At 74.5% G+C, this 26041-nt stretch carries 26 protein-coding genes; 17 read left to right on the top strand and 9 right to left on the bottom strand.

Annotation, left to right across the window (positions count from 1 at the left end; all coding sequences use genetic code 11):
- Positions 1-2 precede the first annotated feature (2 nt).
- A complete protein-coding gene (locus ACFWPT_RS13970) occupies positions 3-650 on the top strand; it encodes a hypothetical protein (protein ID WP_363374696.1) in 648 nt (215 codons plus the stop codon).
- Between the two features lie 30 nt (positions 651-680).
- On the opposite strand, the gene ACFWPT_RS13965 is transcribed toward ACFWPT_RS13970, so the two are convergent.
- The 4 genes from ACFWPT_RS13965 to ACFWPT_RS13950 all read right to left on the bottom strand — a co-directional run bounded on the left by ACFWPT_RS13965 (position 681) and on the right by ACFWPT_RS13950 (position 4658).
- A complete protein-coding gene (locus tag ACFWPT_RS13965) occupies positions 681-2423 on the bottom strand; it encodes a condensation domain-containing protein (protein WP_380481909.1) in 1743 nt (580 codons plus the stop codon).
- Positions 2424-2581: 158 nt separating this feature from the next.
- Complete coding sequence (locus ACFWPT_RS13960) at positions 2582-3361, bottom strand: hypothetical protein (protein ID WP_380481907.1); 780 nt, start codon at positions 3359-3361, stop codon at positions 2582-2584.
- 4 nt (positions 3362-3365) lie between these two features.
- Positions 3366-3656 (bottom strand): phosphopantetheine-binding protein, encoded by a 291-nt coding sequence (locus ACFWPT_RS13955; RefSeq protein ID WP_079136143.1) that lies wholly within the window; start codon positions 3654-3656, stop codon positions 3366-3368.
- 69 nt (positions 3657-3725) lie between these two features.
- Positions 3726-4658 (bottom strand): 3-oxoacyl-[acyl-carrier-protein] synthase III C-terminal domain-containing protein, encoded by a 933-nt coding sequence (locus ACFWPT_RS13950; RefSeq protein WP_380377438.1) that lies wholly within the window; start codon positions 4656-4658, stop codon positions 3726-3728.
- Positions 4659-4803: 145 nt separating this feature from the next.
- Between ACFWPT_RS13950 and ACFWPT_RS13945 the strand changes: the two genes are divergently transcribed.
- From ACFWPT_RS13945 to ACFWPT_RS13930, 4 genes are all read left to right on the top strand, one after another.
- Positions 4804-5127, top strand: coding sequence for a hypothetical protein (locus tag ACFWPT_RS13945; protein WP_159398581.1), 324 nt, complete (start codon positions 4804-4806; stop codon positions 5125-5127).
- A complete protein-coding gene (locus ACFWPT_RS13940) occupies positions 5124-6317 on the top strand; it encodes a glycosyltransferase (protein ID WP_380481905.1) in 1194 nt (397 codons plus the stop codon). Before ACFWPT_RS13945 ends, ACFWPT_RS13940 begins: the two co-directional genes overlap by 4 nt.
- A 146-nt stretch (positions 6318-6463) precedes the next feature.
- Entirely contained in the window at positions 6464-7438 is a 975-nt protein-coding gene (locus ACFWPT_RS13935) for an ATP-binding cassette domain-containing protein (protein ID WP_063350668.1), read from the top strand.
- 22 nt (positions 7439-7460) lie between these two features.
- Positions 7461-8225 carry an ABC transporter permease gene (locus ACFWPT_RS13930; RefSeq protein ID WP_380481903.1) on the top strand — a complete coding sequence of 255 codons (765 nt, stop codon included), beginning with the start codon at positions 7461-7463 and terminating at the stop codon, positions 8223-8225.
- A 98-nt stretch (positions 8226-8323) separates the two neighbouring features.
- On the opposite strand, the gene ACFWPT_RS13925 is transcribed toward ACFWPT_RS13930, so the two are convergent.
- The 4 genes from ACFWPT_RS13925 to ACFWPT_RS13910 form a co-directional block, all read right to left on the bottom strand.
- Positions 8324-9622, bottom strand: coding sequence for a PLP-dependent aminotransferase family protein (locus ACFWPT_RS13925; RefSeq protein WP_380481901.1), 1299 nt, complete (start codon positions 9620-9622; stop codon positions 8324-8326).
- Entirely contained in the window at positions 9619-10554 is a 936-nt protein-coding gene (locus ACFWPT_RS13920; RefSeq protein WP_380481899.1) for an alpha/beta hydrolase, read from the bottom strand. The genes ACFWPT_RS13925 and ACFWPT_RS13920 overlap by 4 nt, the downstream gene beginning before the upstream one ends.
- A 113-nt stretch (positions 10555-10667) precedes the next feature.
- Complete coding sequence (locus ACFWPT_RS13915) at positions 10668-11462, bottom strand: class I SAM-dependent methyltransferase (protein ID WP_380481897.1); 795 nt, start codon at positions 11460-11462, stop codon at positions 10668-10670.
- Between the two features lie 49 nt (positions 11463-11511).
- The gene (locus tag ACFWPT_RS13910) at positions 11512-12606 is read right to left on the bottom strand and encodes an alpha-hydroxy acid oxidase (RefSeq protein WP_380377449.1); all 1095 of its coding nucleotides are present in this window, start codon (positions 12604-12606) and stop codon (positions 11512-11514) included.
- Between the two features lie 180 nt (positions 12607-12786).
- Here ACFWPT_RS13910 and ACFWPT_RS13905 point away from each other — a divergent pair, with 180 nt between their 5' ends.
- From ACFWPT_RS13905 to ACFWPT_RS13850, 12 genes are all read left to right on the top strand, one after another.
- Complete coding sequence (locus tag ACFWPT_RS13905; protein ID WP_380481895.1) at positions 12787-14223, top strand: class I adenylate-forming enzyme family protein; 1437 nt, start codon at positions 12787-12789, stop codon at positions 14221-14223.
- Positions 14224-14256: 33 nt separating this feature from the next.
- The gene (locus ACFWPT_RS13900) at positions 14257-14544 is read left to right on the top strand and encodes a phosphopantetheine-binding protein (protein WP_380377453.1); all 288 of its coding nucleotides are present in this window, start codon (positions 14257-14259) and stop codon (positions 14542-14544) included.
- Positions 14541-14795, top strand: a complete 255-nt coding sequence (locus ACFWPT_RS13895; protein WP_380481893.1) for an acyl carrier protein — start codon at positions 14541-14543, stop codon at positions 14793-14795. The genes ACFWPT_RS13900 and ACFWPT_RS13895 overlap by 4 nt, the downstream gene beginning before the upstream one ends.
- Positions 14792-15940, top strand: coding sequence for a beta-ketoacyl synthase N-terminal-like domain-containing protein (locus ACFWPT_RS13890; RefSeq protein WP_380481891.1), 1149 nt, complete (start codon positions 14792-14794; stop codon positions 15938-15940). Before ACFWPT_RS13895 ends, ACFWPT_RS13890 begins: the two co-directional genes overlap by 4 nt.
- Positions 15937-16611, top strand: coding sequence for a hypothetical protein (locus ACFWPT_RS13885; RefSeq protein ID WP_380481889.1), 675 nt, complete (start codon positions 15937-15939; stop codon positions 16609-16611). Before ACFWPT_RS13890 ends, ACFWPT_RS13885 begins: the two co-directional genes overlap by 4 nt.
- A 268-nt stretch (positions 16612-16879) precedes the next feature.
- Complete coding sequence (locus ACFWPT_RS13880; protein WP_380481887.1) at positions 16880-18502, top strand: class I adenylate-forming enzyme family protein; 1623 nt, start codon at positions 16880-16882, stop codon at positions 18500-18502.
- Positions 18499-19755, top strand: a complete 1257-nt coding sequence (locus ACFWPT_RS13875) for a beta-ketoacyl-[acyl-carrier-protein] synthase family protein (protein WP_380424651.1) — start codon at positions 18499-18501, stop codon at positions 19753-19755. Before ACFWPT_RS13880 ends, ACFWPT_RS13875 begins: the two co-directional genes overlap by 4 nt.
- 42 nt (positions 19756-19797) lie before the next feature.
- A complete protein-coding gene (gene hppD / locus ACFWPT_RS13870) occupies positions 19798-20784 on the top strand; it encodes a 4-hydroxyphenylpyruvate dioxygenase (protein ID WP_380377462.1) in 987 nt (328 codons plus the stop codon).
- A gap of 33 nt (positions 20785-20817) precedes the next feature.
- Positions 20818-21732, top strand: a complete 915-nt coding sequence (locus ACFWPT_RS13865) for a phytanoyl-CoA dioxygenase family protein (RefSeq protein WP_380481884.1) — start codon at positions 20818-20820, stop codon at positions 21730-21732.
- Entirely contained in the window at positions 21729-22784 is a 1056-nt protein-coding gene (locus ACFWPT_RS13860) for a thiamine pyrophosphate-dependent dehydrogenase E1 component subunit alpha (RefSeq protein ID WP_380481882.1), read from the top strand. Before ACFWPT_RS13865 ends, ACFWPT_RS13860 begins: the two co-directional genes overlap by 4 nt.
- Entirely contained in the window at positions 22781-23749 is a 969-nt protein-coding gene (locus tag ACFWPT_RS13855; protein WP_380481880.1) for an alpha-ketoacid dehydrogenase subunit beta, read from the top strand. The genes ACFWPT_RS13860 and ACFWPT_RS13855 overlap by 4 nt, the downstream gene beginning before the upstream one ends.
- Before the next feature lie 33 nt (positions 23750-23782).
- A complete protein-coding gene (locus tag ACFWPT_RS13850; protein ID WP_380481878.1) occupies positions 23783-24571 on the top strand; it encodes a DUF3050 domain-containing protein in 789 nt (262 codons plus the stop codon).
- Between the two features lie 55 nt (positions 24572-24626).
- On the opposite strand, the gene ACFWPT_RS13845 is transcribed toward ACFWPT_RS13850, so the two are convergent.
- The gene (locus ACFWPT_RS13845; protein WP_380481876.1) at positions 24627-25898 is read right to left on the bottom strand and encodes an acyltransferase; all 1272 of its coding nucleotides are present in this window, start codon (positions 25896-25898) and stop codon (positions 24627-24629) included.
- Between the last annotated feature and the right edge of the window lie 143 nt (positions 25899-26041).

The following is a 26041-nucleotide window of genomic DNA, read 5'->3' as shown; positions in this document are numbered from 1 at the left end:
ACGTGCCCCGGCCGGAACGCGCGCACGCCGAGCGCATCGCAGCACTGCGCCAGGCCCGGCTCACGGCCGCGCCGACACACCTGCCGTCGGAGTTCGAGCAGGCCGCCTTCGAACTGGGCCTGGTGGTGGCCCTGGTGCTGGGCGCGCCGGACGCCTCCCGGGGGCTCGACCTCCTGGTGAACGCCCGCCGGATCCAGCCCGAGGGGGCGGAGGTGTTCGCCGCGCTGCTGTACGCGACCGGGCGGGAGGAGGGCGCCGAGTTCTGGTGGCGCTTCGCCGCCGGATCGGGCTGCGGCACAGCGGCGTACTGCCTGCACCTGCACCATCTGAAGCTCGGCGAGAACGACGACGCCGACTACTGGCGGGCCTGGTCGGACCAGCTGGCGGCGGCCGGACGCCCCTCCGGGCCGATGCCGTTGCGGATGACCAGGCCGCTGCTGCCGGACGACGTGCGGCGCGACATCCTGTCCCGGGTCCACCACGGGCTGGCGCCGCAACTGCCGCCGCGGCTGGTCGCGGTGATCGACCGGCTGCCGGTGCAGGGCGACGAGGACGAGGAGGAGGTGCCGAGCCCGTGGGGGCTCACCTCGGGGGCGACCTCGGTGTGTTCGTGGGACGTCCGGTGGGACGGCGAGGACCCGTTGGAGTGAGCCGACCGCGTCTGCCCGTCCTCCCCCCGTTCAGGTGAGCGCCGCCTGCCGGGCGGCGATGTCCGGGTCGCGGCCGCCGCCGGCGGTGACGGCCTCCGCCCCGGAGCCGGTGTGCCGGACGACGTAGTGGTGCGGCGCCATCGCCGTGTCGCGGCCGGGCAGGGCGGCGACCACCGCGTGGTGGGCGACGGCCGGGGTGAGTGCGTGGTCCGCGCTGGTCAGCCTGGCGGTCAGCCTTCCCTCGTCCAGCGCCAGTTCGATGTCCGCCCGCGCGCCGAGGGCGGCCTCCAGCAGGGCGCGGACGGCGGCCAGGTCGACCCAGGAACCGTCGACCAGGTGCCACTCCCCGCTCCGACCGGGGGTCGGCACGCCGCCGACGCCGGGCAGGGCGTCGAGCGGCACGGGCCCGCGGGCGGCGGCGGCGAGGACGGCGAGCAGCGCCCGCGCGAACCGGTCGGTCTCGTCCGGGTCCAGCACCTGCGGGCAGCTGATCAGGGCGAAGTCGAGGCTGCCGCTGATCCGCAGGATGGTGAACATCAGCCGGACCGGCAGCGGCGGGGCGGGCACCCGGGTCAGTTCGGGGTCGGCGGCCGCGGCGGGTTGGGCGTCGGCGACGGCCGCGGGGATGGTCAGGCTCAGGTCGTTGACCACGACATGCCGGGGGAAGCGGCTGCCGCGCAGGTGGGCGCAGTCCTCGATGAGCCGCCAGACCTGTTCGGCGTCCAGGGTGCTGTGCCAGTAGGCGCTCAGCGAGGCCGCCTTGGCCCGGCCGATCAGCTGGTCGAGGTCGGCCGCCCCGGTGTCGAGCCGGATCAGGGCGTCCTGCGCCAGGGTGCCGACGTGGTCGACCAGGGCGGCGCGCTGGCGGTTCGCGGAGAGCGCCGAGAGCGCCAGCTCGGTACGGCCGGACCGGTGCGTGACGAGCGCGGCGAAGGCGGCGAGCAGGACGACGGACGGGCTCGCGCCGGTGCGGCGGCAGACGGCGGCGAGGTCCTCGGCGGCGGTGCGGGAGCGGACCAGGACGGCCGAGTGGTCGCGCGGGGGGCCGGTGATCCGCGCGTCGGCGAACACCACCTGCGGGCCGGTGGCGAGGCTGCGGGCCCAGTACCGCAGGGCGGCGGCCGACTTGCGGCGGCCCTGCGCGCTCCGTTCCGCGTCCGCGATCCGCAGCGGGGTCGGGGCGGTGACCGGCGGGAGGTCCTTGCCGGCGGCGAGGTCCAGCCAGTCCTGGATCAGCAGCACGGTGGCGGCGCCGTCGGCGCCCGCGTGGCAGATCACCGCGACCAGCCGCAGCAGTCGCTCCCCGTCGGCGACGAGGGTGACGCGCAGCCGCGGGGCGGCGGCCAGGTCGAACGGAACGGCGACGTCGGCTCGGCCCAACTCCGCTGCGAACGCGTCCAGTTGGGCGCCGTCGCGATCGCCCGCCTCGATCACGGTGACGGTGAACCGGCCTTCCGGGTGCACCACTTGGCGCTCCGGGAAGCCGTCCGCGCCGGGGCCGGCGGGGAAGGAGGTGCGCAGCGACTCGTGCCGTTCGACGAGCCGGCGCAGGGCGGTCAGCCCGGCCGACACCGAGGTGCCGTCCGGGACGGGCCAGAGCGAATCCTTGTTGATCTGCTCGGGGGCGTCGCGCCCGATGCACCGGATCATGTTGTCCTGGCCGAGCGTGAGCGGCCCCGAACCGCCGGCCGCACCGCCGGCCGAGTCGTCGACCGGGGCCGCGTACCGGACCTCGATCCGCCTACTGCTCTGTGTCTCGCCGTACGGGGTCACGTCGTACGCGCCTTTCGGCTCGCCGGGAAGGGTTCAGCGGGGGTGCGATCGGGACGCTACCAGCGACCTCACATGCTGGTCCAGACCAATCGTCTACCAAACCGATGGTTCATCAATTCCTGTGCGAGGCAGGCGAGTTGGCATGAACCGAACCATGGCTACGGAAGGGTCAACGTGCTCAGCACGCCGAGCCGGCGGTCCAGGTCGGCGACCAGGACGGGGCGCCCCTGCGCCCGCCAGGCGGGCAGCTGCTCGGCGAGCTCCGCCCAGGCCCCGGTGAACGGCTGGGCGGCCGCACCGTCGGCACCGGCCAGCCCGGGGCCGAGCACGAGCGCCGGGTCGGGCCCCAGCTCGGCAGCCCGATCCCGCACCACCGTGTCCGACAGCCCGGCACCAGGTATCTGATGGATCGTCATATCAGGCCCGGGGGCCTCCTCGCAGACCAGCACCACCACACCGTGCCGCTCCGGAAGCGACACCGGCGCGGCCGGCTCGTGGTGCAGCGCGGTCTGCTCGGCGAGCACCACGACCGCCCGACGGCAGGATCCGGTGCGGTGGTAGTCGACCGCGAGGCGCAGCGCGGTGAAGGCCGCGGCGACGCCCTGGTCGCAGACCGCGAAGGCGAGCGGCGTGCCCGGACAGGACCGGCTGAGCGCCAGCGAGGACGGCGCGCCCGGTCGGACGTCCGGGGTGTCGAAGGCCAGGATCAGCAGGTCGACGGGCTCGTCCTCGGCGAGCGCCTCGCGCAGCAGGTCGGCGGCCAGCTCCTCGTAGGAGTGGCCGACGCCCTCGCGCAGCAGGTCCTCGCGCAGCGGCAGGCCGTAGGGGCGGACGAGGTCGGAGACGAACACCCGCAGGTCCGGGTGGAGCGAGGCCTCCGAGCGCCCGTCGAAGCGCCGCGCGAGCACCCGGGTGATCCGCAGGCCGTGGTCGGCCACCTGGTCAGTCCTCGGGGATGACGTGTCCGGCGACGTAGTCGGCCAGCTTGGTGACCGAGCGCAGGTCGTCCTCGGTGATCTGCTCGACGTCCACCTGGATGTCGAGCGACTCCTCCAGCTCCAGGATGAGCTCGATGGTGCCGGCCGAGGTGAGGCCGAGATCGTCGAAGAGGCAGGCGTTCTCGGGGATCTCGGGCAGTTCGCGCTTGAGGACGCGGGGCAGCAGTTCGCCGATGCCGGTGCGGATCCGCTCGCGCAGCTCGGGGTCAGTGGTCTGGACCACAGGTTCTGACATGGGTGTCCCGTCCCGTCGTACGTGGGAGAGTGGTCTGGCATGGGAAGGATGGACGAAGCCGACGCTTCGTCAGCAGCGGACCGCCATTGCGGAGAACGTGGCTCCGACACCGGCGGCGGCGATCAGGTAGTGGTCGCCGCGGCGCAGCAGCCCCCGTGTGGTGGCGGTGTGAAGATTGATGAGGCTGTCCGCAGCGAAACTGTGCCCCACCGACAGCACGTTGTCCAGCACCACCTTGTCGAGCGGATAGCCGATCCGGCGCGCTATCATCCGCCACGACGCCTGGTTGACGTTGTGCGGAAGCACCGCGGCCAGGTCGGAGAGGTCCAGACCTGCCTCGTCCAGGGCGGCCTCGATCGCCTCCACCATCACGTTCGGGTACTCGCGCTGGTAGCGGGCCAGGAGGTCCGCGTCCTCGGCCAGTCGGCCGTCGAACTCCGGGCGCTGGCGCACCGCGAAGGAGAGCACCCGGTGGCGCTCGCCGTCGGCGCTCACCAGACAGGCGGCCGCGCCCTCGGCGAAGATACCGGTCTCGGGCACCACCTGGGCGTCCTTGGTGAAGGTCTTCTCGCCCGCCAGGATGACCGCCAGCGCCCGCGGGTCGGGCTCGGCGGCGAGCAGCCGGCCGGCCAGGTCGATGGCCAGCAGGCCCACCGCGCACGCGTGGTGGGTCACCGTGAAGGCGTTGGCGTGCGCGAGGCCGCGCGGGGCGAGCAGGTCGTGCAGTGGGTTGAGCGGGTAGGGCACCGCCACCGGCATGCTGCGCGCGTGGATCACGAAGCGGACGTCCCGTTCGCGTCCGCGCAGCTCAGGCAGGTTGTCGAGGGCGGAGTCAAGCAGGTCGGGCAGCGTCCCGGACGGGTCCAGACGGAGCTGGTCCAGTCCGTGGAAGCGGCGGAAGAGTCGAAGTTGACGTGGGGTCAGGCCGATCCGCTCACCAACCGCCTCGATGGGCACGGCGTGCGGGGGGAGGTGAACGGCCACTGCCTCCAGTGCTGTCACGCGGGCTAGTATTCCGACGCCCGCCGGGTCGCACAAGTGATCTCGGGCCCCTTCACCGTCGCGTTCGTCTCCGAGGCCGCCGAATCCGCCTCCGGGGCGGGCGCGTTCACCCCCGTGCCGTCGAGCAGGTGGGAGACCCCCTTCGATGTCCGATGCCATTTCTCACACGTCGTCCGACCGTGAACCGCACCACCCCGCCGCGCCGTTGCACCCCGAGCTGGTCGCGCTGCTGGTCGAGGCCGCCGGGGCGCCTCCCGGCTGGGCCGACCGGCTGACCCCGGACGCCCGGCTGGACGGCGACCTGCTGCTCGACGAGGGCGAGCTGGCCGCGCTCGCCGGGCGCCTGCGCGAACGCTTCGGCCCGGCCGCCGACCTGGCCCGGCTGCGCGCCGGGCTGGACCTGGCCGCCTTGGAAGCGCTGACCGTCGCCGACCTGCAGAAACTGATCCCCGAGGAGGGTGCACGATGACCCGGTTCCTGCTGGTGATGCCCCCGTTGACCGGGCACGTCAATCCCGCGGCGGGCATCGCCGCCGAGTTGACCGCGCGCGGACACGACGTCGCATGGACCGGCACCGAGTCGGTGCTGCGCCCGCTGCTCGGCCCCCAGGCCCAGGTGCTCGGCACCGGCACCCGGGCCTTCCGGGTGCAGGGCGGGCACGGGCTCGCCGCGCTGCGTTCGCTCTGGGAGGGCTTCATCGTCCCGTACGCGCGGTTCACCGCGAAGCCGCTGGACGCGATCGTGCGGGAGTTCCGGCCGGACGTCCTGCTCGTCGACCAGCACACCCCGGCGGGCGCGCTGGCCGCCCACCGGCACGGCCTGCCGTGGGCGAGCTTCGCGCCCGGGGCGATGGAACTGGGCCGGCCGTACCGGGCGTTGCCGCAGGTGGAGGCCTGGATGACCGGCCTGCTGCGCGGGTTGTGGGAGCGCGCCCGGCTGCCCGCGCAGGAGTACGTGGACCCGCGCTTCTCGCCCGCCCTGGTGCTGGCGACCACCGGCCCCGCGCTGACCGGTGACGACGCGCCGCCCCCGCACCACGCGCTGGTCGGGCCGGTCCAGTCCGCCCGGCCGGCCGATCCGGACTTCCCGTGGGAGCGGCTGCTGCCCGGGCGCCGACGGGTGCTGGTCACCATGGGCACGCTGGCCGGCGAGCTGGGCGCGGACTTCCACGCACGGGCCGCCCGGGCGTTGGAGCTGTCCGGCGACGACGTGCAGCCGGTGTTCGCCGCCCCGCGCGAGCTGCTGCCCGAACTGCCGCCGCAGGCCGTCGCGGTGGACCGGGCGCCGGTGCTGGAGCTGATGGCGCGCGGCGCGCTGGACGCGGTGCTGTGCCACGGCGGGATGAACACCGTCGGCGAGGCCCTGACGCACGGCCTGCCGCTGGTCACCGCACCGATCCGGCACGACCAGCCGTTCGTCGCGGCGCAGGTGGCGGCGGCCGGGGCGGGGCTGCGGGTGCCGTTCGCCCGGGTGACGCCGGAGGCGCTGGCGCAGGCCCTGCGGGCCGTCCTGGACACGGCCGACTACCGGCACAACGCGGTTCGGGTCGGCGAGGCGCTGCGCTCGGGCGGCGGGGCGGCCGCGGCCGCGGACCGGCTGGAGGCCCTGTCGGCCCGAGCCGGGCGGGACTTCCGGCAGCCGCTACCGGGGGCCCTGTAGCAGACCGGAAGATCAACGTCCATTGGTCTAGGCCATTGTCACCGGGCCGGGGTTCGTCCTAGGGTGGCGCCCAGCACCGCCTTCGCAGGTGCCGAGCACCGCCTTCCCAGGTGCCGTGGCAGCCCATCCCCGCACGGGAGTTCCGGTTGATCGAGACCACGGGACTGCGCAAGTCCTATCGCAAGAAGACCTCCCGCAAGAGCGGCGAGAACCCCACCGTCGACGCTGTGCGCGGCATCGACCTGTCCGTCGACGCGGGCGAGATCTACGGTTTCCTCGGGCCCAACGGTGCCGGGAAGACCACCACCCTGCGCATGCTGGCCACCCTGATCCGCCCGGACGGCGGTCAGGCCAGCATCGCCGGGGCCGACCTCTTCACCGACCCGGCCGGTGTACGCCGCCGGATCGGCTACGTCGCCCAGGGCGGCGGCACCACCGACACCGTCAGCGCCCGCGAGGAGCTGGTGCTCCAGGCCCGGATGTACGGCGCCGCCAAGGCGCAGGCCGTCCAGGCCGCCGAGGGCGCGCTCAAGGCCTTCGACCTGGCCGAATTCGGCGACCGCCCGTGCGCCACCTACTCCGGCGGCCAGCGCCGCCGGGTGGACATCGCGCTCGGCGTCATCCACGAGCCCCGGGTGCTGTTCCTGGACGAGCCCACGGTCGGGCTGGACCCGGCCAGCCGGGCGTACGTGTGGGAGGAGATCCGCCGGCTGCGCACCGAGGGCATGACCGTCGTCGTCACCACGCACTACCTCGACGAGGCCGACGCCCTGTGCGACCGGGTCGCGATCGTCGACCACGGCCAGGTGGTGGCCGAGGGCACGCCCGAGGTGCTCAAGCGCGAGATCTCCGGCGACGTCGTGCTGCTCGGACTGGAGCCCGGAGAGGGCGTCGCCGAGCGGGCCGCCGAGGTGCTGCGCCCGCAGCCCTACCTGCACCGGCTGGAGTTCAGCGGGGAGGACGGACTGCGGCTCTACCTGGAGGACGGCGCGGCGGCCATCCCGCAGCTGCTGCGCGCGCTGGACGGGGCGGGCGTGACGCCCGGCACCGTCCAGCTCCAACGCCCCAGCCTGGACGACGTGTTCCTGGCCCGCACCGGCCGTTCGCTCCAGCAGTCCTGATCCGCCCATTCCTGGGGAGACCATGAAGCTCGCCCGCGACACCTGGCTGGTCTTCCAGCGCCAGGTGCTGCTGATGATCCGCACCCCGATCTGGATCGCCGTCGGGATCATCCAGCCCGTGCTCTACCTGCTGCTGTTCGCCCCGCTGCTGAAGAAGGTGCTCGTCCCCGGCGGTGCCGGCAGCTACGCCGACACCTACCAGATGTACGTGCCGGGCCTGTTGGCGGTGCTGTGCATCTTCGGCGGGCTGTTCACCGGCTTCAGCCTGCTCGGCGAGCTGAAGGCCGGCATCATCGAGCGCGCCCGGGTGACGCCGGTGAGCCGGCTGGCGCTGCTGCTCGGGCGGGCGCTGCGGGAGATGGTGGCGCTGCTGGTGCAGGCCGTCCTGATCACCCTGATCGCGCTGCCGTTCGGGCTGCGGGTGAGCCCGCTGAACCTGCTGCTCGCCTACCTGCTGCTCGGGCTGCTGGCGCTGATGACCTCGGCGATCTCCTACGGCATCGCGCTGATGGTGCCGACGGACGCGGCGATGGCACCGGTGGTGAACACCATCGCGCAGCCGATCGCACTGCTCTCGGGGGTGCTGCTGCCGCTCACCCTGGCGCCGCACTGGCTGCAGCAGACCGCCAAGTGGAACCCCTTCTACTGGGCGGTGGAGGGCATGCGCGCGCTGTTCTCCGGCCACCTCGGGGACAGTGCGGTGTGGCAGGGCCTGCTGGTCGTCGTGGTGATGACCGTGCTGTCGGTGTACTGGTCGGCCCGATTGTTCTCCACCCGGGTGCGCTGAGACACAGCGCACGAGGATGGGACACATGCACGAGGAGGGGCCCGGCTCGCGAGCCGGGCCCCTCCTGCTGTGGCGAGCGTCGCTCAGGAAGCGATCGCTCAGGAGGCGATGAACGCCGCCAACTTGGCCACACCGTCGATGATCTGAGCCTGCGTCAGTGAACTGATCGAGAGCCGTAGGCGGTGCTCCCCGCCGCCCGCCGGGTAGAACGGCGCCATCGGCGTCCACAGCACCCCGTAGCCGCGGGCGCAGCGTTCCATCGCCGCGTCGTCGGCGGCGAACGGGACGGTCAGCACGGCGAAGAAGCCGCCCTCGGGCCGGTTCCAGGACACGCCCAGACGGCGCCGCTCGGAGGCCGGGAAGTGCCGGTCCAGCTCCCGCAGCAGGGTGTCCATGCCGGCCGCGTAGTGGGCCGTGGCGGCGGCGTTGGCGGCGCGCAGCCGGCAGTCGTGGCGCAGCAGCATGCCGCCGATGACGGCCTGGCTGAGCGCGGGCGTGTTGACCGTCGTCATGCTCTTCAGCTTGGCCAGTTCGTCCGCCAGCAGGGTGCGCCGCCCGCCGGGGCCGGCCACCTCCTGGTCGGCCACGACGTAGCCGAGGCGGGCGCCGGGGAAGCAGGTCTTGGCGAAGGAGCCCAGGTAGACCACCTGGCGGCGGCGGTCGAGCGCCTTGAGCGTCGGCCGCTCCCCCGGGTCGCGGGCGAAGAAGCCGTACGGGTTGTCCTCGATGACGAGCAGGCCCTCCTCGGCGGCCGTCTCCAGCAGCCGGGTGCGGGCCGCGACGGGCATGCTGGTGCCCGAGGGGTTGGCGAAGTCCGGGACGACGTAGAGGGCGCGCGGGCGGCGGCCCTCGGCCCGCGCCGCCCGGGCGGCGGCGCGCACGGCCTCCGGGTCGGGGCCGCCAGCCGGGCCCTCGGGGACGGGCAGGGTGGTCAGGTCGAGCAGCCGGGCGGCGCCGGTGACGCCGACGTAGCAGGGCGAGCTGACCAGCAGGACGTCGTCCGGGCCGGCGCACAGGGCGCGCAGGGTGAGCAGCATGCCCTCCTGGGCGCCGACCGTCAGCACCAGGGCCTCGGGGGCCACCGCCAGGCCCTCGTCGTTGGCGAGGGTGCGGGCGACCAGGTCGGCGATGATCCCCTTGGTGGGGCCGTACTGGAACAGCGCGGTGCGCACGGCGTCCCGGTCGAGGCCGCGGGCCGCCAGGTGGGCGAGGTAGGTGTCCAGGTAGGCGGGGACGTCCTCGGGTTCGAAGAAGCCCTCGTAGGGGCGGCCGGGGGCGAAGGAGACGGCGTCGGGGTAGCGGGTGGTGACCTCGTTGAGGAAGGTCATCGCGTCCAGCAGCGGGTCGGCCAGGCTGGCGTGCAGGTCGGCCAGGGGCAGGGGCTCGGGCGCGCTCACCGCAGGGCCTCGCGCAGCCGCTCGGCGGCGTAGCGCTGGGCGTCGGCGGCCGCGTCCAGGGTGCCGGTCATGGCGAAGAAACCGTGCGGCATGCCGTCGTAGCGGCGGCTCTCCACCGGTACCCCGGCCGCGCGCAGCGCCTCGGCGTACTGCTCGCCCTCGTCGCGCAGCGGGTCGTACTCGGCGGTGATGACGGTCGCGGGCGGCAGTCCGGCCAGGCCGGGGGCGCGCAGCGGGGAGGCGTGCGGGTGGGCGCCGTCGGCGGGGTCGGCCAGGTAGTGGCCCCAGTACCAGTCCACCGAGCGGCGGTTGAAGAGCATCGGGTCGTCGTGCTCGCGCAGCGAGGGGGTGTCGGCGGCGTGGTCGGTGTTGGGGTAGACGAGCAGCTGGTGGCGCAGGGCCGGGCCGTTCTCGTCGCGGGCGATCAGGGTGAGGGCGGCGGTGAGGTTGCCGCCGGCGCTGTCGCCGCCGACGGCGAGCCGGCCCGGGTCGACGCCGAGTTCGCCGGCGTGTGCGGCGAGCCAGTACAGCGCGGCGCGGCAGTCCTGGACGGCCGCGGGGAAGGGGTGTTCGGGGGCGAGCCGGTAGCCGACGGAGACGGTGACGCAGCCGGCCGCGTTGGTCAGCCGGCGGCAGATCGCGTCGCTGGTGTCGGGCGAGCCGAGGGCCCACCCACCGCCGAACAGATAGAGCAGGGCAGGAAGTTGACGGCCTGGCGGCTCGGGACGGTAGAGCCGTAGGGCGAGTTCGCCGCCCGGTCCGGGGATGCGGTGCTCCTCGACGGCGGCGACCGGCTCGGGGCTCCCGGCCGCGGCGCGGATGTCGGCGAGGTCGGCGGCGCGGGCCTCGGCCAGCGTGAGGGTGTAGAGCGGCGGCGCACCGCTGCTCGCGCGCCGGGCGCGCAGCGCCTCGGCCTGGGGGTGCAGGGGCATGGGGTGGTCCCGTTCGGTACAGATCCGGTGCGGAGGCGTCGGCGGGGGCCCAGGGTCCAGGGGGCTATGAGCCCAAGGACCCGAGGGCCTGGCGAGCCTATGGGTCTACGGGCCTAACGGTCGGCTTCGACGTAGACGGTCTCGTCGGTGCGGAACGCGGTGTCGAGGTCGGCGACGTCGGGGCGGGCACCCTGGCGGTAGGCGCAGTGGCGGATCCGCTCCGGTTCGAAGCCGGCGAGGGCGAGGACGTGGCGCAGCTCGTCCAGGTCGTAGATCCACTGGTGCCCGTAGTAACGGAAGATCTGGTTGACCAGGAAGGCCGGGCGGGCGGGCATCGGCGGGCCGAAGCCGAGGGTGGTGAGGCGGCGGCGGTGCTTGGCGAGGAAGCCGTCCCCGTTGGCGTAGCCGGCCAGGTAGCGGGCGAGGTCCGGGGTGGTGAGGCGCAGCACGCCGCCGGGGCGCAGGACGCGGCGGGCCTCGCGCAGCCAGCCGACCGCGACCGGCATGGTGACGTGCTCGATCAGGTGCTCGGCGTAGACCCAGTCGACGCTGGCGTCGGCGAACGGCAGCGGCCGGCCGATGTCGAGCTGGGTGAACCAGCGGTCGCCGTCGATCCGGTAGAGGGTGCCGGGTTCGGTGGCGGCGCCGGGGCTGCGCAGGGCGGTGAGGTCGCTGCCGAGCCCTTCCGGGTGGGCGGTCCGGAAGGCGGCGAACTCGATCCCGGTGAGTCCGAGTTCGCGGAATCCGGCGTGGTCGCGGGGCAGCCCGCCGGGGTGCGCTTCGAGCGTGTCGCAGGTGGCGACCTGCTCGCTGAAGGCGTCCAGGCGGGTGGCGAGGCCGTCGGGGTCGTCCCAGTCCCAGCCGGGGAAGGGGTCGTTGCGTTCGGTCTCGGGGGTCGGTTCGGTCATCTGCTGTTCTCCATCCAGTAAGGACAACGTGGTGCGGGCGGTGCGCGGTTCAGCGGGCCGGGCAGGGCCAGGGGGCGAGGGCCGTGCGGTCCAGGTCGGCGAGCCGGGGGCGGCCCAACAGGGCCATGGTGTGCTCCAGTTCCTCGCGCAGCAGGTCGAGGACGCGGTGCACGCCGGCCTCCCCCTCGGTGGCGAGGCCCCAGAGCACCGGACGGCCGACCAGGACGGCGCGGGCGCCGAGGGCGAGCGCGACGGCGATGTCGGCGCCGGTGCGCACCCCGCCGTCGAGCAGCACCGGCAGGTCGGCGGGTACGGCGTCGACGACCTCGGGCAGTGCGGCCAGGGAGGGCAGTGCGCCGTCGAGTTGCCGCCCGCCGTGGTTGGAGACCACGACGGCGTCGGCGCCGTGCTCGGCGGCGAGCCGGGCGTCCTCGGCGGTCAGGATGCCCTTGAGGACCAGCGGCAGCCGGGTGCGGGCGCGCAGCCAGTCGAGGTCGGCCCAGGTCAGGGTGGGGTCGAACTGTTCGCGGGCGTGCTCGGCGATGCCCGAACCGCCGTCCGTCACGCGGTGGCTGGCGGACATCAGGTCCTGGTCCAGGTTGACGGCGCGGACGGCGGGCGGGATCGCGAAGCCGTTGCGCAGGTCGCGCAGGCGGCGGCCGATCCTGGGGGCGTCCACGGTCAGGACGAGCGCGGAGTAGCCGGCCGCCTCGGCGCGTTCGACCAGGGCGGCGAGCGCGGCGCGTTCGCGCAGCCAGTACAGCTGGAGCCAGAGCGGGCCGGTGGCGGCGGCCGCGATCTCCTCCAGGGTGCGGCTGGCGAACATGCCGGCGACCAGCAGGGCCCCGGCGCGGCCGGCGGCGCGCGCGGTGGCGGTCTCGCCCTCCGGGTCGACCAGCCGGTGGTAGGCCATCGGGGCGATGCCGACCGGCAGGCCGAGCGGCGCGCCGAGCAGCGTGCGCCCGGGCGAGCAGTCGGAGACGTCGACCATCGTGCGCGGGCGCAGTGCATAGCGCGCGAACATTTCCCGGTTCGCCGCCACGGTGCGTTCCGTGCCGCTGCCACCCTCGATGAAGTCCCATATTTCCGGGGAAAGTTGCGCGCGCGCGGCGTGCTCCATCCCGGCCAGCGTGAGTTCTCCCACGGGCGTCCTCGATTCCGGGCGGCCACGCGTGGACCAGCCCCGGTTCGGCAGCGTAGGAGCAACAACCGCATTGGTATAGACCTTGATTTGACCAAACGTCTGTGCAATCGTCTGGCAACGGAATTGACCGTTTTGGTTGTGAACGGCGTTCATGTCAAATCCCCTCACTTGTGTGGAGCGGTGTTGACCGGCATTTCCCCCTCTTCACTTCCGCCTTCCTCGCCGCCGCACGCCGACGCCCCGGACGCCTGGGTCGACCGGCTGTTGCTGGCCGGTCCCGGAGGCGAGGAGTGCCTGCATCTCGGCGGACCACTCGACCGGGACGCCCTGCGCGCCCTGGTCGACGAACAGGCCGCGCACCTCGCCGCGGCCGGACTCGGCCCCGGCGGCACCGCCGCGCTACGACTGCCGCCCTCGGTGGCGTTCGTCACGGTGCTGCTGGCGTGCTGGCGGCTCGGTGCCCAAGTGGCCCTGCTCGACCACCGCTTGACCGACCACGAGGTCGACGCGGCGGTGGCGCGGCTGGCCCCGCAGGTCCTGGTAGGCTCCGCCCACCGGCCCGCGGCCGCTCTGCGCGGCTTCTCCGAGGTCGAGCCGGTGGCCGTCCGACTGCCGGACGGGCTCCCGGCCCGCACCGGGCACGCGCTGATCCAGCTCAGCTCCGGATCCACCGGCCCGGCCAAGGTCATCGCCCGCACGGCCGCCGACCTGCTCCGCGAACTCGACTGCTACCACAGGCTGGTGGAGTTCCCCGGCGAGGGCGAGCGGGTCGTCCTGCTGTCCTCCGTGGTGCACGTGCTCGGCCTGGTCGGCGGACTGCTCAACAGTCTGCACGCGCGGGTCGCGCTCGCCGTGCCCGAGCGGATGACGGCGGCGGGCATCCTCGCCGCGGTCGCCGCCGGCGACCGGCCGACCACCGTCATCGGGGTGCCCTTCCACGCCGAACTGCTGGCCGGCGCCGTCAATCCCCCGGCGCTGCCGGGGCTGCGGCGGATGATCGTGGCCGGCGAACTGGTCCGCCCGGGCCTGCCCGCGCTGTTCGCCGACCGCTACGGCGTCCCGCTCGGCACCATGTACGGGATGACCGAGACCGGGGTCATCGCCACCGACCTGTCCGGCGCGCTCCACCCGGCCAAGCAGCCCGTCCACGGGATGCGGCTGCGGCTGGTCGCGGGCGAGCTGCGGATCGGCACGGAGGCCTCGCCCTACCCGGGGCTGGACGACCCGACCCGCTGGTCGGACGGCTGGCTGCACACCCGCGACGCGGCCGAACTCGACCCGGCCACCGGCCTGGTCACCGTCCTCGGCCGGCTGGACTCACAGGTCTCGATCGGCGGCCTCAAGGTCGACCTCACCGAGATCGAGCAGACGCTCACCGCGCTGCCCGAGGTCCGCGAGGCCGTCGTGGTCTTCGAGGACGGCGCGATCGAGGCCTACCTCGCCACCGAACCCGACGCCGACCTCGCCCTCGTCCAGGACGGGCTGGCCCGCCGGCTCGCCGCCTACAAGCGGCCGCGACGGCTCGCCCTGCTGCCCCGACTCCCCCGTACCGCCACCGGAAAACTCCTGCGCGACCCGGCCGCCCTGCGCAGCACCGCCACGGCCGCCGCGCTCTGATCCACCGCACGCACCCCGACAAGGAGCCACACCATGCAGGACCGCGTCCGCGAGTTCGTCCTCGCCTCGCTCACCGAGATGCAGTACGACGTCTCCGAGGTCACCGGGGACACCGACCTCGGCCCGGCCGGGCTGGACCTCGAATCGCTCGCGCTGGCCGAGCTGTCGGTGCAGGTCGAGGACGAGTTCGGGATCAAGTTCGACCTCGACGAGATGGAGACCACCGCGCTGATGACGCTCGACGAGTTCACCGCCGACGTCGTCAAGCGGATCGACGCCAGCGCAGCCACTGCCACCGCCACCGCCGGCAGCCCGGCGTGAGCGGCTCCGCCCTCCCCGACCGGGCCGAGGTCCGCGCGATGCTGGCGGCGTTCGGGCAGCGCGCCGCCGACACCGTGCCCGATGACCTCGGATCGCTCGAACTCACGTGGCTCATAGCCGAGTTCGAACAGCGCTACGACATCCAGGTGGACCTCGACGACGACCGCTTCGGCGCCGTCCGGACGGTCGACGACGCCACCGAACTGCTGCGCGCGGCCGTCCTGGCCGAACGTGTGGGCGCCCGGCCATGACCACCGGCGCGCCCTCCGCGCACCGGCCGCGCGGCCGGCCGGTGGTCACCGGGCTCGGCGTGCTCAGCGCCGCCGGGCGCGGACTCGGCCCGCTGACCGAGGCCGCCGCCCACGGCAAGACCGCCTTCGGCCCGGTCACCCGCTTCGACGTGAGCGCCCGCCGCACCACCCGGGCCGCCCTGCTACCCGACGACGTGCCGCTCGCGCACACCTTCCCGCTGGCCCGCGCGGTGCTCGACGCCGTCGGCCAGGCCTGCCGCCAGGCCGGACTGACCGCCGCCGACGGCGCGGACACGCCCGTCCTGCTCGCCCTGCACAGCGACGAACGGACCAGGGGCACCGCCGACGCGGTGGCCGCCGGCGTCCGCGCCGCCTGGGGCACCGCGGGCGTCACCCGGGTGTACACCGGCGCCTGCGTGGCAGCCGCGACCGCCGTCGCGGACGCCGCGGCGCTGGTCGCCACCGGGCGGCACGAGCGGGTCCTGGTCGCGGCCGGGCACCTGGTCGAGCCGGGCGTCTTCGCCGTCTTCGACGCCGGCCGCGCGCTGGCCCGGGACGGCGAGCTGCGCCCGTTCAGCACCGGCCGCACGGGCACCCTGCTCGGCGACGCGGCCGCCGCCGTGCTGGTCGAGGCCGCCCCGGCCGCCGAACGGCGCGGCGCCGCCGCCCTCGCCCGGCTGGCCGGCTGGGGCCGGGCCGGGGACGCCCACCACGTGTGCCGCCCCGAACCGGACGGCGCCGGAGTCGCCCGGGCCGTCGAGGCCGCGCTCACCCGCGCCGACGTCGCCCCGGCCGAGGTCGGCTACGTCAACGCCAACGGCACCGGCTCCACCCTCGCCGACCAGGCCGAGGCGAGCGCGCTGCGCCGGGTCTTCGGCGCGCACACCGCCGAACTCCCGGTCAGCTCCAGCAAATCCGTCCACGGGCACGCCCTGGAAGCCTCCGCCCTGCTCGAACTCGCCGTCACCATCGGCGCGTTGGGCACCGGACTGCTCCCGGTCAACGCCGGCTGGCTCGGCCCGGACCCGGACGTCGGCCTGGACCTCGTCCTGGACGGCCCCCGCGCCGCCCGCCCCCGCTACGCGCTCAGCCTCAACTCCGCCTTCGGCGGCGCCAACACCGCCCTGCTGGTGGCCCCCGCATGACCGGCCACCGGCCCCCGCCCGCCGTCCGCCGCCCGACGGCGCCGACCCCGTACCCCGGCACCCACACCATGACCAGCGACGCCACAGACTTCGACGCCACAGAGCCCGACGCCACGAACGTCGGCGCCGCACCCGCCCCGGCCGCCGCCCGGCTGCGGGTCCTCGCCGAGGCCCGCCGACCCGACCCCGGCTCGGCCGACCCCGACCTGGCCGGCCCGCCGCCACCGCTGCCCGGCTTCGCCGCCTCCGGCTTCAACCCGCTGGTCGCCGACACCGCCGACCGCTGCCTGCGCGCCCACCACGGCGCCCCGCCCGCCCCCGGGCGGACCGCACTGCTGCTGGCCAGCGCCGGCGGCGACCGCGCTACCGCGCGGGCCATCGACCGGAGCGCCGAACCCGGACGGCGCCCCGCACCCCTGCTGTTCTTCCAGTCCAACCCCAACGCCGTCCTCGGGCACATCGCCGCCCGCTGGGGCCTGACCGGCCCCGTCGTGGCGATCAGCCCGGCCCACGCCGTCCCCGGGCAGGTGCCCGCGGACGCGCTCGACCTCGCGGCGCTGCTCCTCGCGGACGGCGACGCCGACCGGGTGCTGGTCATCGCCGCCGAACCGGGCGACGACGAACCGGGCGAGGCCGCCGGACACGCGGTGGCCGTCCTGGTCACCGGCTGACGTCCCGGTCACCGTCTCAGTCACCTCCTCAGTCACCGGCTGAACCGTCCGGCCAGCGCCGGCCGTACCCACGGACGAGGCCCGACGACTGAAGCAGCCGCACCCGGCAGACCAGCACCCGGCCCCGTCACCCACCCAGGCCCCGTCGCACCCGCCGACAGCCCACCGAGCACTCGCCGACACCCGTCGCCGCCCGCGCGGCCGTCCGACCCACGCCAACCGATCAGCCGCCCGGGCCGTCTCCGGCCCCGAGGGAGGGATCCACCCCGTGACCATCCGCAGTGTCCGCAGCCTGATCGCGGACGACCCCGACGTGGGCGCCGGCAACGTCCTGACCGCCCGGCTCGCACTCGGCCTCGGCCTCGACGAACCGCTGCTGACCTTCGACACCCCGGTGGACGACCACCCCGCCTGGCAGCCGCTCACCCTGCGCGAGCTCGACCGCGCCGTCCGGGCCCGCGCCGCCGCCCTGCACGCCCTCGGCATCACCCGGCGCGACCCGGTGGTGGTCTTCGCCAGCGACGCCGCCGACCACGTGCTCGCCTTCCTCGCCCTGACCCGGCTCGGCGCCATCCCCGCGCTGCTCAACCCCAACGTGGACGGCGAGCGGGCCGCCCGCTACATCGCCCGCCTCGGCGCCGTCGGCGTCCTCGCCGACCCGGCCCACCTGGCCGCGCTGGCCGGCCACGACCCCGGCGCGCCGCTGCTGCCCGAGATCTCCACCCTCGGCACAGGCGACCCGGATGCCGCCCCCGAGCCGTACCGGCACTGGTCCGGCGACCCGGTGGCGATCACCCACTCCTCCGGCACCACCGGAATGCCCAAGGCCGTCGTCCACTCGCACGCGAGCCTGTACGCGGCGATCCGCCACCGGCTGCGGCTGCCCCGCCCGCAGGGCCAGGACCGGATGCTCAGCGCACTGCCCGCGCCGCACGCCGCCACCCTGATCGCGCTCAACCTGGCGCTCAGCTCGCACACCGAACTCGCCGTGCTGTCACGGCAGTCCGGCGCCGGGGTGCTGGACGCGATCGAGCAGTGGCGGCCCACCGGGGTGATCGGCTTCGCCGCCACCTGGGCCGAACTCGCCCACCACGACCTCGCCGCCCGGGACCTCGCCACCGTCGCCCTGTGGTGGAACACCGGCGACTGCGCGCACGAGGTGCACATCCGCCGCCTGATCGCCGTCGGCAGCCGGGAGTCCGTCACCCGCGCGGGCCGCACCCGGACGCCGGGCTCGCTGTTCGTCGACGGCCTGGGCTCCACCGAGATGGGCCACTCGCACTTCTTCATCACCCACGGCCCCGGCACCGAGCGCTACGGGCGCTGCGTCGGGCGCCCGCACGCCTTCGTCGACTGCGAGGTGGTCGGCCCGGACGGCGAGCCGCTCGGCCCCGGCGAGGTCGGCGAACTCGCCACCTCCTCACCGACCCTGGCACTCGGCTACTGGAACGACTCGGCCACCACCTTCCGCACCCGGATCCGCGGCCGCTTCCTCACCGGCGACCTGATGTACCGGGACGAGGAGGGCTACTACTACCACGTCGACCGGGCCGTCGACTCGGTCGAACTCGGCGACGGCAAGCGGCTGTTCACCGCCATGTCGGAGGAGCGGGTGCTGGCCGCCCGCCCGGACGTGGCGGACTGCACGGTGGTCGCCGTGCGGGACGGCGAGCGCGTGGTCACCGACGTGCTGCTGATCCTCACCGCCGACGCCGACCCGACCGCCGACCGGACCAAGGACGTCATCGCCGCCCTGGACGAGGCCGCCGCCGCGACCGTGCGCCAGGTGCTGGTCGTCTCCGGGGACGACATCCCGCTCGGCCCCACCGGCAAGGTCCGCAAGGTGCTGCTGCGCCAGCGCTACCTCGACGCCGCGGCCGGTGCCCGATGACCCGCCGCGAGGGCGCCGTCGTCACCGGCCTCGGCCTGGTCTCGCCGCTCGGCCGCAAGCCCGCCGAGGTGTTCGACGCGCTCAACGCCGGGCGCTCCGGACTGACCGCCGTCCCCGAGGGCCACGCCGCGCACGGCTGGCTGCCCGCCGCCGGGATCGCCCCCGCCGTGGACGGCCGCGAGGTGCTGCCGCCCACCGAGACCCGCTGCGTGGACCGATTCGTGCTGCTCGCCCTGGCCGCCGCCGACGACGCGCTCGCCGACGCCGGCCTGGTCGTCGGCCGGGACGCCGACCCGCACCGCACCGCCGTGGTGCTGGCCACCGGCGGCGGTGGACTGGAGACCTTCGAGCAGCAGTCGCACCGCCGGCTGGAACGCGGCCGCCCCGGCGTCAGCCCGTACCTGCTGCCGGGCATGCTCTCCAACATGGCCACCGCCCGGATCGCCATCAAACACGGGATCCGCGGCTACAGTTCGGCCGTGGTGACGGCCTGCGCGGCCGGCGCCCAGGCCGTCGCCGAGGGGCTGCGGCTGATCCGCTCCGGCGACGCGGACGTGGTGGTGTGCGGCGGCACCGAGTCCTCGCTGCACCCGACCATCGCCGCCGCCTTCACCAACGCCCGTGCGCTCGCCCAGGGTTGGGACGATCCGGAGCAGGCCAGCAGGCCCTTCGACACCCGCCGCAACGGCTTCGTGCTCGGCGAGGGCAGCGCCGTCCTCGTCCTGGAACGTGCCGACCACGCCGACGCCCGCGGCGCCGCCGGGTACGCGGACGTCATCGGCTGGGGCGCCTCCACCGACGCCCACCACCCGACCATGCCCCGCCCCGACGGCTCCGGCGCCGCCGACGCGATGCGCTCCGCGCTCGCCAACGCGGGCCTGGCACCGGGCGACATCGACTACGTGAACGCCCACGGCACCGGCACCAAGCTCGGCGACGTGGCCGAGACCGCCGCCCTGCATGCCGTCTTCGGCGCGCACCCGCCCGCGGTCAGCTCCACCAAGGGCGCCACCGGCCATCTCCTCGGCGCCGCAGGCGCGTTGGAGGCGGTGGTGACCGCCCTGGCGGTGGCGAGGGGGACGCTGCCGCCGACACTCAACCTGACCGACCCCGACCCGGCCTGCGACCTGGACCACATCCGGGGCGGGGCCCGGTCCGCACCGGTGCGCGCCGCGCTGAGCAACGCCTTCGCCTTCGGCGGCCACAACCTCAGCCTGATCCTCGGCCCGGCGTCCACCCGGGCCGCCAAGTAGCGCGCCGATCCACGCCCTTCCATCCCTCCGGGGGAGATCCCGTTGTCCATCCAGTCCATCACCCACGTCGAGTTCCACTGCGCGGACGCCGACAAGACCGCGGCCGGGCTCTGCGCCGACTTCGACTTCACCGCCGACGCCCCGGCGACCGCACCGGACGGCGCCCGCACCATCCGGCTGCGCCAGGGCTCGATCCGGATGCACCTGGCCTCCGCCGCCGACCCCGACCACCCGGTGGCCGGCTTCGTCGCCCGGCACGGGGACGGCGTCGCCGCCCTCGCCCTCGCCTGCACCGACCCGCAGGCCGCGCTGGAGCGCGCCGAGCGGCACGGCGCCCGCGTGCTGGACCGGGCCGGCGGGCTGATCGCCGGCTTCGGCGACACCGCCCTGCGGTTCGTGCCGCTGCCCACGGCCGAACCCGCCGACGAGCCGGGCCTGCTGGACGCCCTGGACCACGTCGCGATCTGCGTCCCGGCCGGCGAACTCGCCGACGCCGTACGGTTCTGCGAGGCCGCGCTCGGCTTCCACCGGATCTTCGGCGAGTACATCGAGGTCGGCCAGCAGGCCATGGACTCCAGCGTGGTGCAGAGCGCCTCCGGCGAGGTCACCTTCACCCTGATCGAGCCGGACACCACCCGGCGGCCCGGCCAGATCGACGAGTTCCTGGCCTCCCACGACGGCGCCGGAGTGCAGCACCTGGCCTTCCGCACCGGCGACATCGCCACTGCCGTCCGGACCGCCCGGGCCAACGGCGTGGAGTTCCTGAGCACCCCGGGCGCCTACTTCGACGCCCTGGCCGAGCGGTTCGGCGAGACGGCCATCCCGGTGGAGACCCTGCGCGACCTGCACGTGCTCGTCGACCAGGACCACGGCGGCCAGCTGTTCCAGATCTTCGTCCGCTCCACCCACCCGCGGCGGACGTACTTCCTGGAGCTGATCGAGCGCCAGGGCGCCGGCACCTTCGGCACCGCGAACATCAAGGCCCTGTACGAGGCCGTCGAGCGGCAGAGCTCCGACGCCGCCGTCTGACCGCCGCCCACACCTCAAGAAGGGGCACACCCCATGACCACCGCCGTCGAGTTCCGCCTCAGCGAGGCCGAACACGCCCTGCTGCCCACGCCCGAGGAGGTGGCCCACTACCGCGAGCACGGCTGGTACCTGTCCCGGAAGCTGTTCAGCGACGAGGAACTGGACACCCTCCAGGCCGCCACCGAGCTCTACTACGGCGGCCACCGCGACCGCGAACTGCCCGCCCGCCCGCCGCGCCTGGCCGCCTGGGAGCCCTCGCAGGGCCCGATCCAGCGGCACAACGACTACGTGCACTACGAGAGCGACGCCATCGGCGCGATCCTGCGCAAGCCGCTGATCGGCGCGGTCGCCGCCCTGCTGGCCGGCGCCGAGGAGATCCGGGTGTTCCAGGCCACCCTGATCTACAAGCCGCCGGTGCCCGGGGAGCCGAGCAACCAGGTGCCCTGGCACTTCGACAAGCACTACTGGCAGACCTCCACCTCGGAGGAGATGCTCACCGCGTTCATCCCGTTCCACGACTGCCGCGAGGAGAACGGCACCATCACCATGGTGGACGGCAGCCACCGCTGGCGGGAGCTGGACTCCGGCGAGGACTCCACCCGCCACTTCGCCGACCGCAACCGCACCGAACTCGACGACATCCTGGCCGCCAACGCCGCCCACAACGGGCAGCAGGTGCGCACCGTCCCGATGCACATCCCGCGCGGCCACATGTCCTTCCACCACTGCCGCACCTACCACGGCAGCGGCCCCAACCTGGCCTCCTTCCCGCGCCGGGCCGTCTCGCTGCACCTTCAGGACGGCGCGAACGAGTACCGCCACCACACCCGGGCGGACGGCGGCCCGGTGGTGTACAACCACGACGTGCTGGTGCGCCGTACCGCCGACGGCCGGCCCGACTACGCCGACCCGCAGTTCTGCCCGACCATCTGGCGGGGGGCCCGGTGACGGCTCCCCCGGCGACCGTGCCCCCCGGCACCGCGGCTCCCGACGCCGCGGTTCCCGGTGCCGCTGCTCCCGGCACCGCGCCGCTGGACACGCCGGCCGAGCGCTACCGGATGCTGCGGCTGATCCGCGGCTTCGAGGAGCTGGCGCTCGGCCTGGTGAAGGCCGGCGCGATCCCCGGCGGCATCCACCCGTACATCGGGCAGGAGGCCGTCGCGGTCGGCGTCTGCTCGGCGCTCGGCCCCGCCGACCGGCTCACCAGCACCCACCGCGGCCACGGCCACGTACTCGCCCGGGGCGCCGCACCGCACCGGCTGCTCGCCGAACTCGCCGGCCGCGTCGACGGGTTGAACGGCGGCCGGGGCGGCTCGATGCACGCCGCCGACCTCTCGCTGGGCATCCTCGGCGCCAACGGCATCGTCGGCGCCGGCGCCCCGATCGCGGTCGGCGCCGCCTGGGCCGCCCGGCAGGCCGGGGACGGCCGGGTGGCAGTGGCCTTCTTCGGCGACGGCGCGCTCAACCAGGGCGTGCTGCTGGAGTCGTTCAACCTCGCCGCGATGTGGCAGCTTCCGGTGGTGTTCGTCTGCGAGAACAACGGCTACGCCACCACCCTGCCCGCCGCCACCGCGGTCGCGGGCAGCGCGACCGGGCGGGCGGCCGCCTTCGGCATCCCCGCCGAGGAGGTGGACGGCATGGACACCGAGGCCGTCCGCGCCGCCGCCCTGCGCGCGGTGGAGCGGGCCCGGTCCGGCGGCGGCCCCGGCTTCCTGGAATGCCGCACCTACCGCTACGAGGGCCACCACACCATGGAACGCCGGATGAAACTGCACTACCGCACCCCCGAGGAGGTCGAGGCCTGGCGCGCCCGCGACCCGCTCCCCCGGGCCGCCGCCCAGCTGGAGCAGCCGGCCGTCGCCGAACTCGACGACGCGGTGGCCCGCCAGCTCGCCGCCGCCGAGGAGTTCGCTCTCGCCTCCGAACACCCCGACCCGGCCGGCGCGTCGGACCACCTGTACGCCGACGGCCTGCGGCCCCGAGCCGGGGCGGTGGCATGACCAGGCTCTCGTACACCAAGGCCCTCAACCGGGCGATCGCCGACGAACTCGCCGCCGACCCGGCGGTCTGCGTCTTCGGCGAGGACATCGGCGCCGGGATGGCCGGCCCGACGCTCGGTCTGCTGGACCGCTTCGGGCCCGAGCGGATCGTCGACACCCCGCTGTCCGAGCAGGCCTTCACCGCCATGGCGATCGGCGCGGCGCTCGCCGGGCGGCGCCCGGTGCTGGAGTTCCAGATCCCCTCGCTGCTGTTCCTGGTCTTCGAGCAACTCGTCAACCAGGCGCACAAGTTCTCGCTGATGACCGGGGGGCAGGCGAGCGTCCCGCTGACCTGCCTGGTGCCCGGATCGGGCTCCCGGGACGGCTGGGCCGGGCAGCACTCCGACCACCCGTACAGCCTGTTCGCGCACACCGGGGTGAAGACCGTGGTGCCCGCCACCCCGACCGACGCCTACGGGCTGCTGCGCTCGGCGATCCGCGACCCGGACCCGGTCGTGGTGTTCGCGCCCGCCGCCGCCCTCCCGGTGCGCGAGACCGTCACCTGGGACCTCGCGCCGATCCCGCTCGGCCGGGCCCGGATCCACCGCCCCGGCACCGACGTCACCGTGGTCGCCGTCGGACACCTGGTGCACGACGCGCTCGCCGTGGCAGACGAGGTCGCCGAGGACATCTCGGTCGAAGTCCTCGACCCCCGCACGCTGTACCCCCTAGATTGGGCCGCGCTCGCCGCCTCGCTGGAACGCACCGGCCGGCTGGTCGTCTTCGACGACTCCAACCGCAGCTGCGGCTTCGCCGCGGAGGTGCTGGCCACCGCCTCCGAGGAGATGCGCCTGATCGCCCCGCCCCGCCGGGTCACCCGCCCCGACGGCACCGTCCTGCCGTTCGCCCCCGCCCTCGACCGCGCCCTGCAGCCCGGCCGCGAGCAACTGCGCCACGCCCTGCACGCCGTCCTCAAGCACCCCTGAGACCCCCGAGACCCCCGAGCAGAAGGAGCCGCCTTGTCCACCAACCGCTACCACTGGGACCGTTCGCACCCCGGCCTGACCAGCCTCCAGCAGGCCATCGACCCGCTGCGCCGCGAGGTGGTCGGCCACGGCGTGTACGGCGGGCTGACCAGCATCGGGCGCGTCCGCACCTTCCTGGACAGCCACGTCTTCGCGGTCTGGGACTTCATGTCGCTGCTGAAGAGCCTGCAGCGCGACCTCACCAGCGTCGAGGTCCCGTGGGTCCCGAGCGGGCCGACCGCCAGCCGCCGGCTGATCAACGAGATCGTGCTGGTCGAGGAGAGCGACGAACTCGGGGAGGGCTACACCAGCCACTTCGAGCTGTACGTCGAGGGCATGCGGCAGGCCGGCGCCGACCCGGGCCCGGTGGAGGAGTTCCTGGGGCTGCTGGGCACCGGCACCGCCGTCCCGGAGGCGCTGAAGGCCGCCGCGGTGCCGCAGGCCGCCGTCGACTTCACCGGCACCACCTGGTCGATCATCGAGAACGCGCCGGTGCACTGCCGGGCCGCCGCCTTCGCCTTCGGCCGCGAGGACCTGATCCCGGACATGTTCGCCCAGGTGGTCGGCATCGACGACCCGGACGGCGTGCTCACCGTCTTCAAGGACTACCTGGCCCGGCACATCGAGGTGGACGGCGAGCAGCACACCCCGATGGCGATGCAGATGCTGATCGACCTGTGCGGCGACGACCAGGCCAAGTGGGACGAGTGCGCCGAGACCGTCCGCACCGCGCTGCGCGCCCGGGTGCAGCTGTGGACGGCGATCGAGGCCGCCTTCGTGTAGCGCGGCCGGGGCGCGGCTCACCCCGCGCGTCGTGCCTCGCACTACGCGGTGCGGCTCAGACCACCTTCGGGACGGCGGCGGCCGACACGGGCAGTTCGTCCGCCGCCGTCCGGAAGCGGTGCAGCGCGGCCCGGCCCTCCGCCCCCCGCACCCGGGCGGCGAGCCGGGCCGGCAGCACCACGGTGGTCAGGTAGCCGGCGCCGCCGAACCCCTCGACCGTCCAACTCACCCAGGGAAGAGGGTAGTTGGCGGCCGGGCTGAAGAACACCGGCCGGTGCCCCTGGAAGCTCACCCGATAGGCCCCGAACCGGCTCCAGTTCGAGAAGCTGAACCGGCGCTCCTGCGGGTCGAAGCCCAGCGGCACGCAGTCCCGCAGCCGGGAGCGGCCGAGCGAGGCCAGGAAGCCCAGGTTGGAACGCAGGTTGAGGTGGGCGGCCGGGAACTCCTCGACCGCCGCCCGCAGCGCGCCCGCGAGCACCGCCGGGCCGTCCTCGGGCCGGTGCGACACGTGGACGTCGCCCAGCAGGTTGCCCACCAGGGCGGGTGAGAGTCCGAGCCAGCGCCGGGCGTTGACCGGTACGGTCAGCCAGCGCTCCGCCCCGTCGCCGTCCAACTCCCGTATGGTGCTGACGACATGGGCGCAGAGCACGTCACCGGAGGAGAGCCGCCGGCCGGCCGTCGCACTGAACTCCGCGCGCATCCGCTCGACTTCGGCGTCCCCGAAGTAGATCTGGACGGTCCGATTGGCCCGCGGACCGACCGCCACCTCGCGGGCCAGCAGCTGCGCCTGCGCCGTCGAGGGCACCCGGAAGCCGGGCCGTCCGCAGTCCTCGGCCGGGAGCACCCGGTCCAGCAACTCGTCCTGGTCCTCGACCAGTTCGGCCTCCGGCAGCTCCTCGTCCTCGACCGCCGCCGACCAGATCCGCAGCAGCAGCATGAAGCTGTGCAGATCGCCGATCGCGTGGTGCCAGGAGCATCCCAGCACCGTCCCGCCGTCGCCGGTGCGGGTGACCCGGACGGTGAGCAGCGGGACGCCGCCGCCGCGCGCGGCCGGGGCGTCCACCGGATCGACCAGTTCGGAGCCGGCGGCCGTCACCCGGCCCATCGCCTCGGCGAGCGTGCCGGCCACGGTGTAGACGTCCAGCGGGACGCCGGAGTCGTCGCAGACCGCTTCGAGGGCGCCTCCCCCGCCGGTGCGCAGCCGCCCGGCGAACACCGGCACCCGGTCCAGTGCGCGGGCCAGTCCGGCGGCCAGCCGGTCCTCGTCCAGCGCCTGGTCGAAGTAGAGCACGACCGAGACGGCGAGGTCCGCCAGCATGGTGTCCATCAGGCCGCAGTGCAGCACCGTTCCGGGGGCGCGGCCGGCCCTGACAGTCCGGGATCTTCGCAACACCGGCCAACTGTTCATGCGTTCCGTCCCCGGTTGTTCTGCGGGTGGCGTGCGGGCACGCCGAACGATAGTGCCGCGCC

It is taken from the genome of Kitasatospora sp. NPDC058478, assembly GCF_042720345.1.
Lineage (GTDB): Bacteria > Actinomycetota > Actinomycetes > Streptomycetales > Streptomycetaceae > Kitasatospora.
The sequence above is the reverse complement of the archived record's forward strand: the minus strand, read 5'-3'. Positions and strand labels throughout refer to the sequence as shown.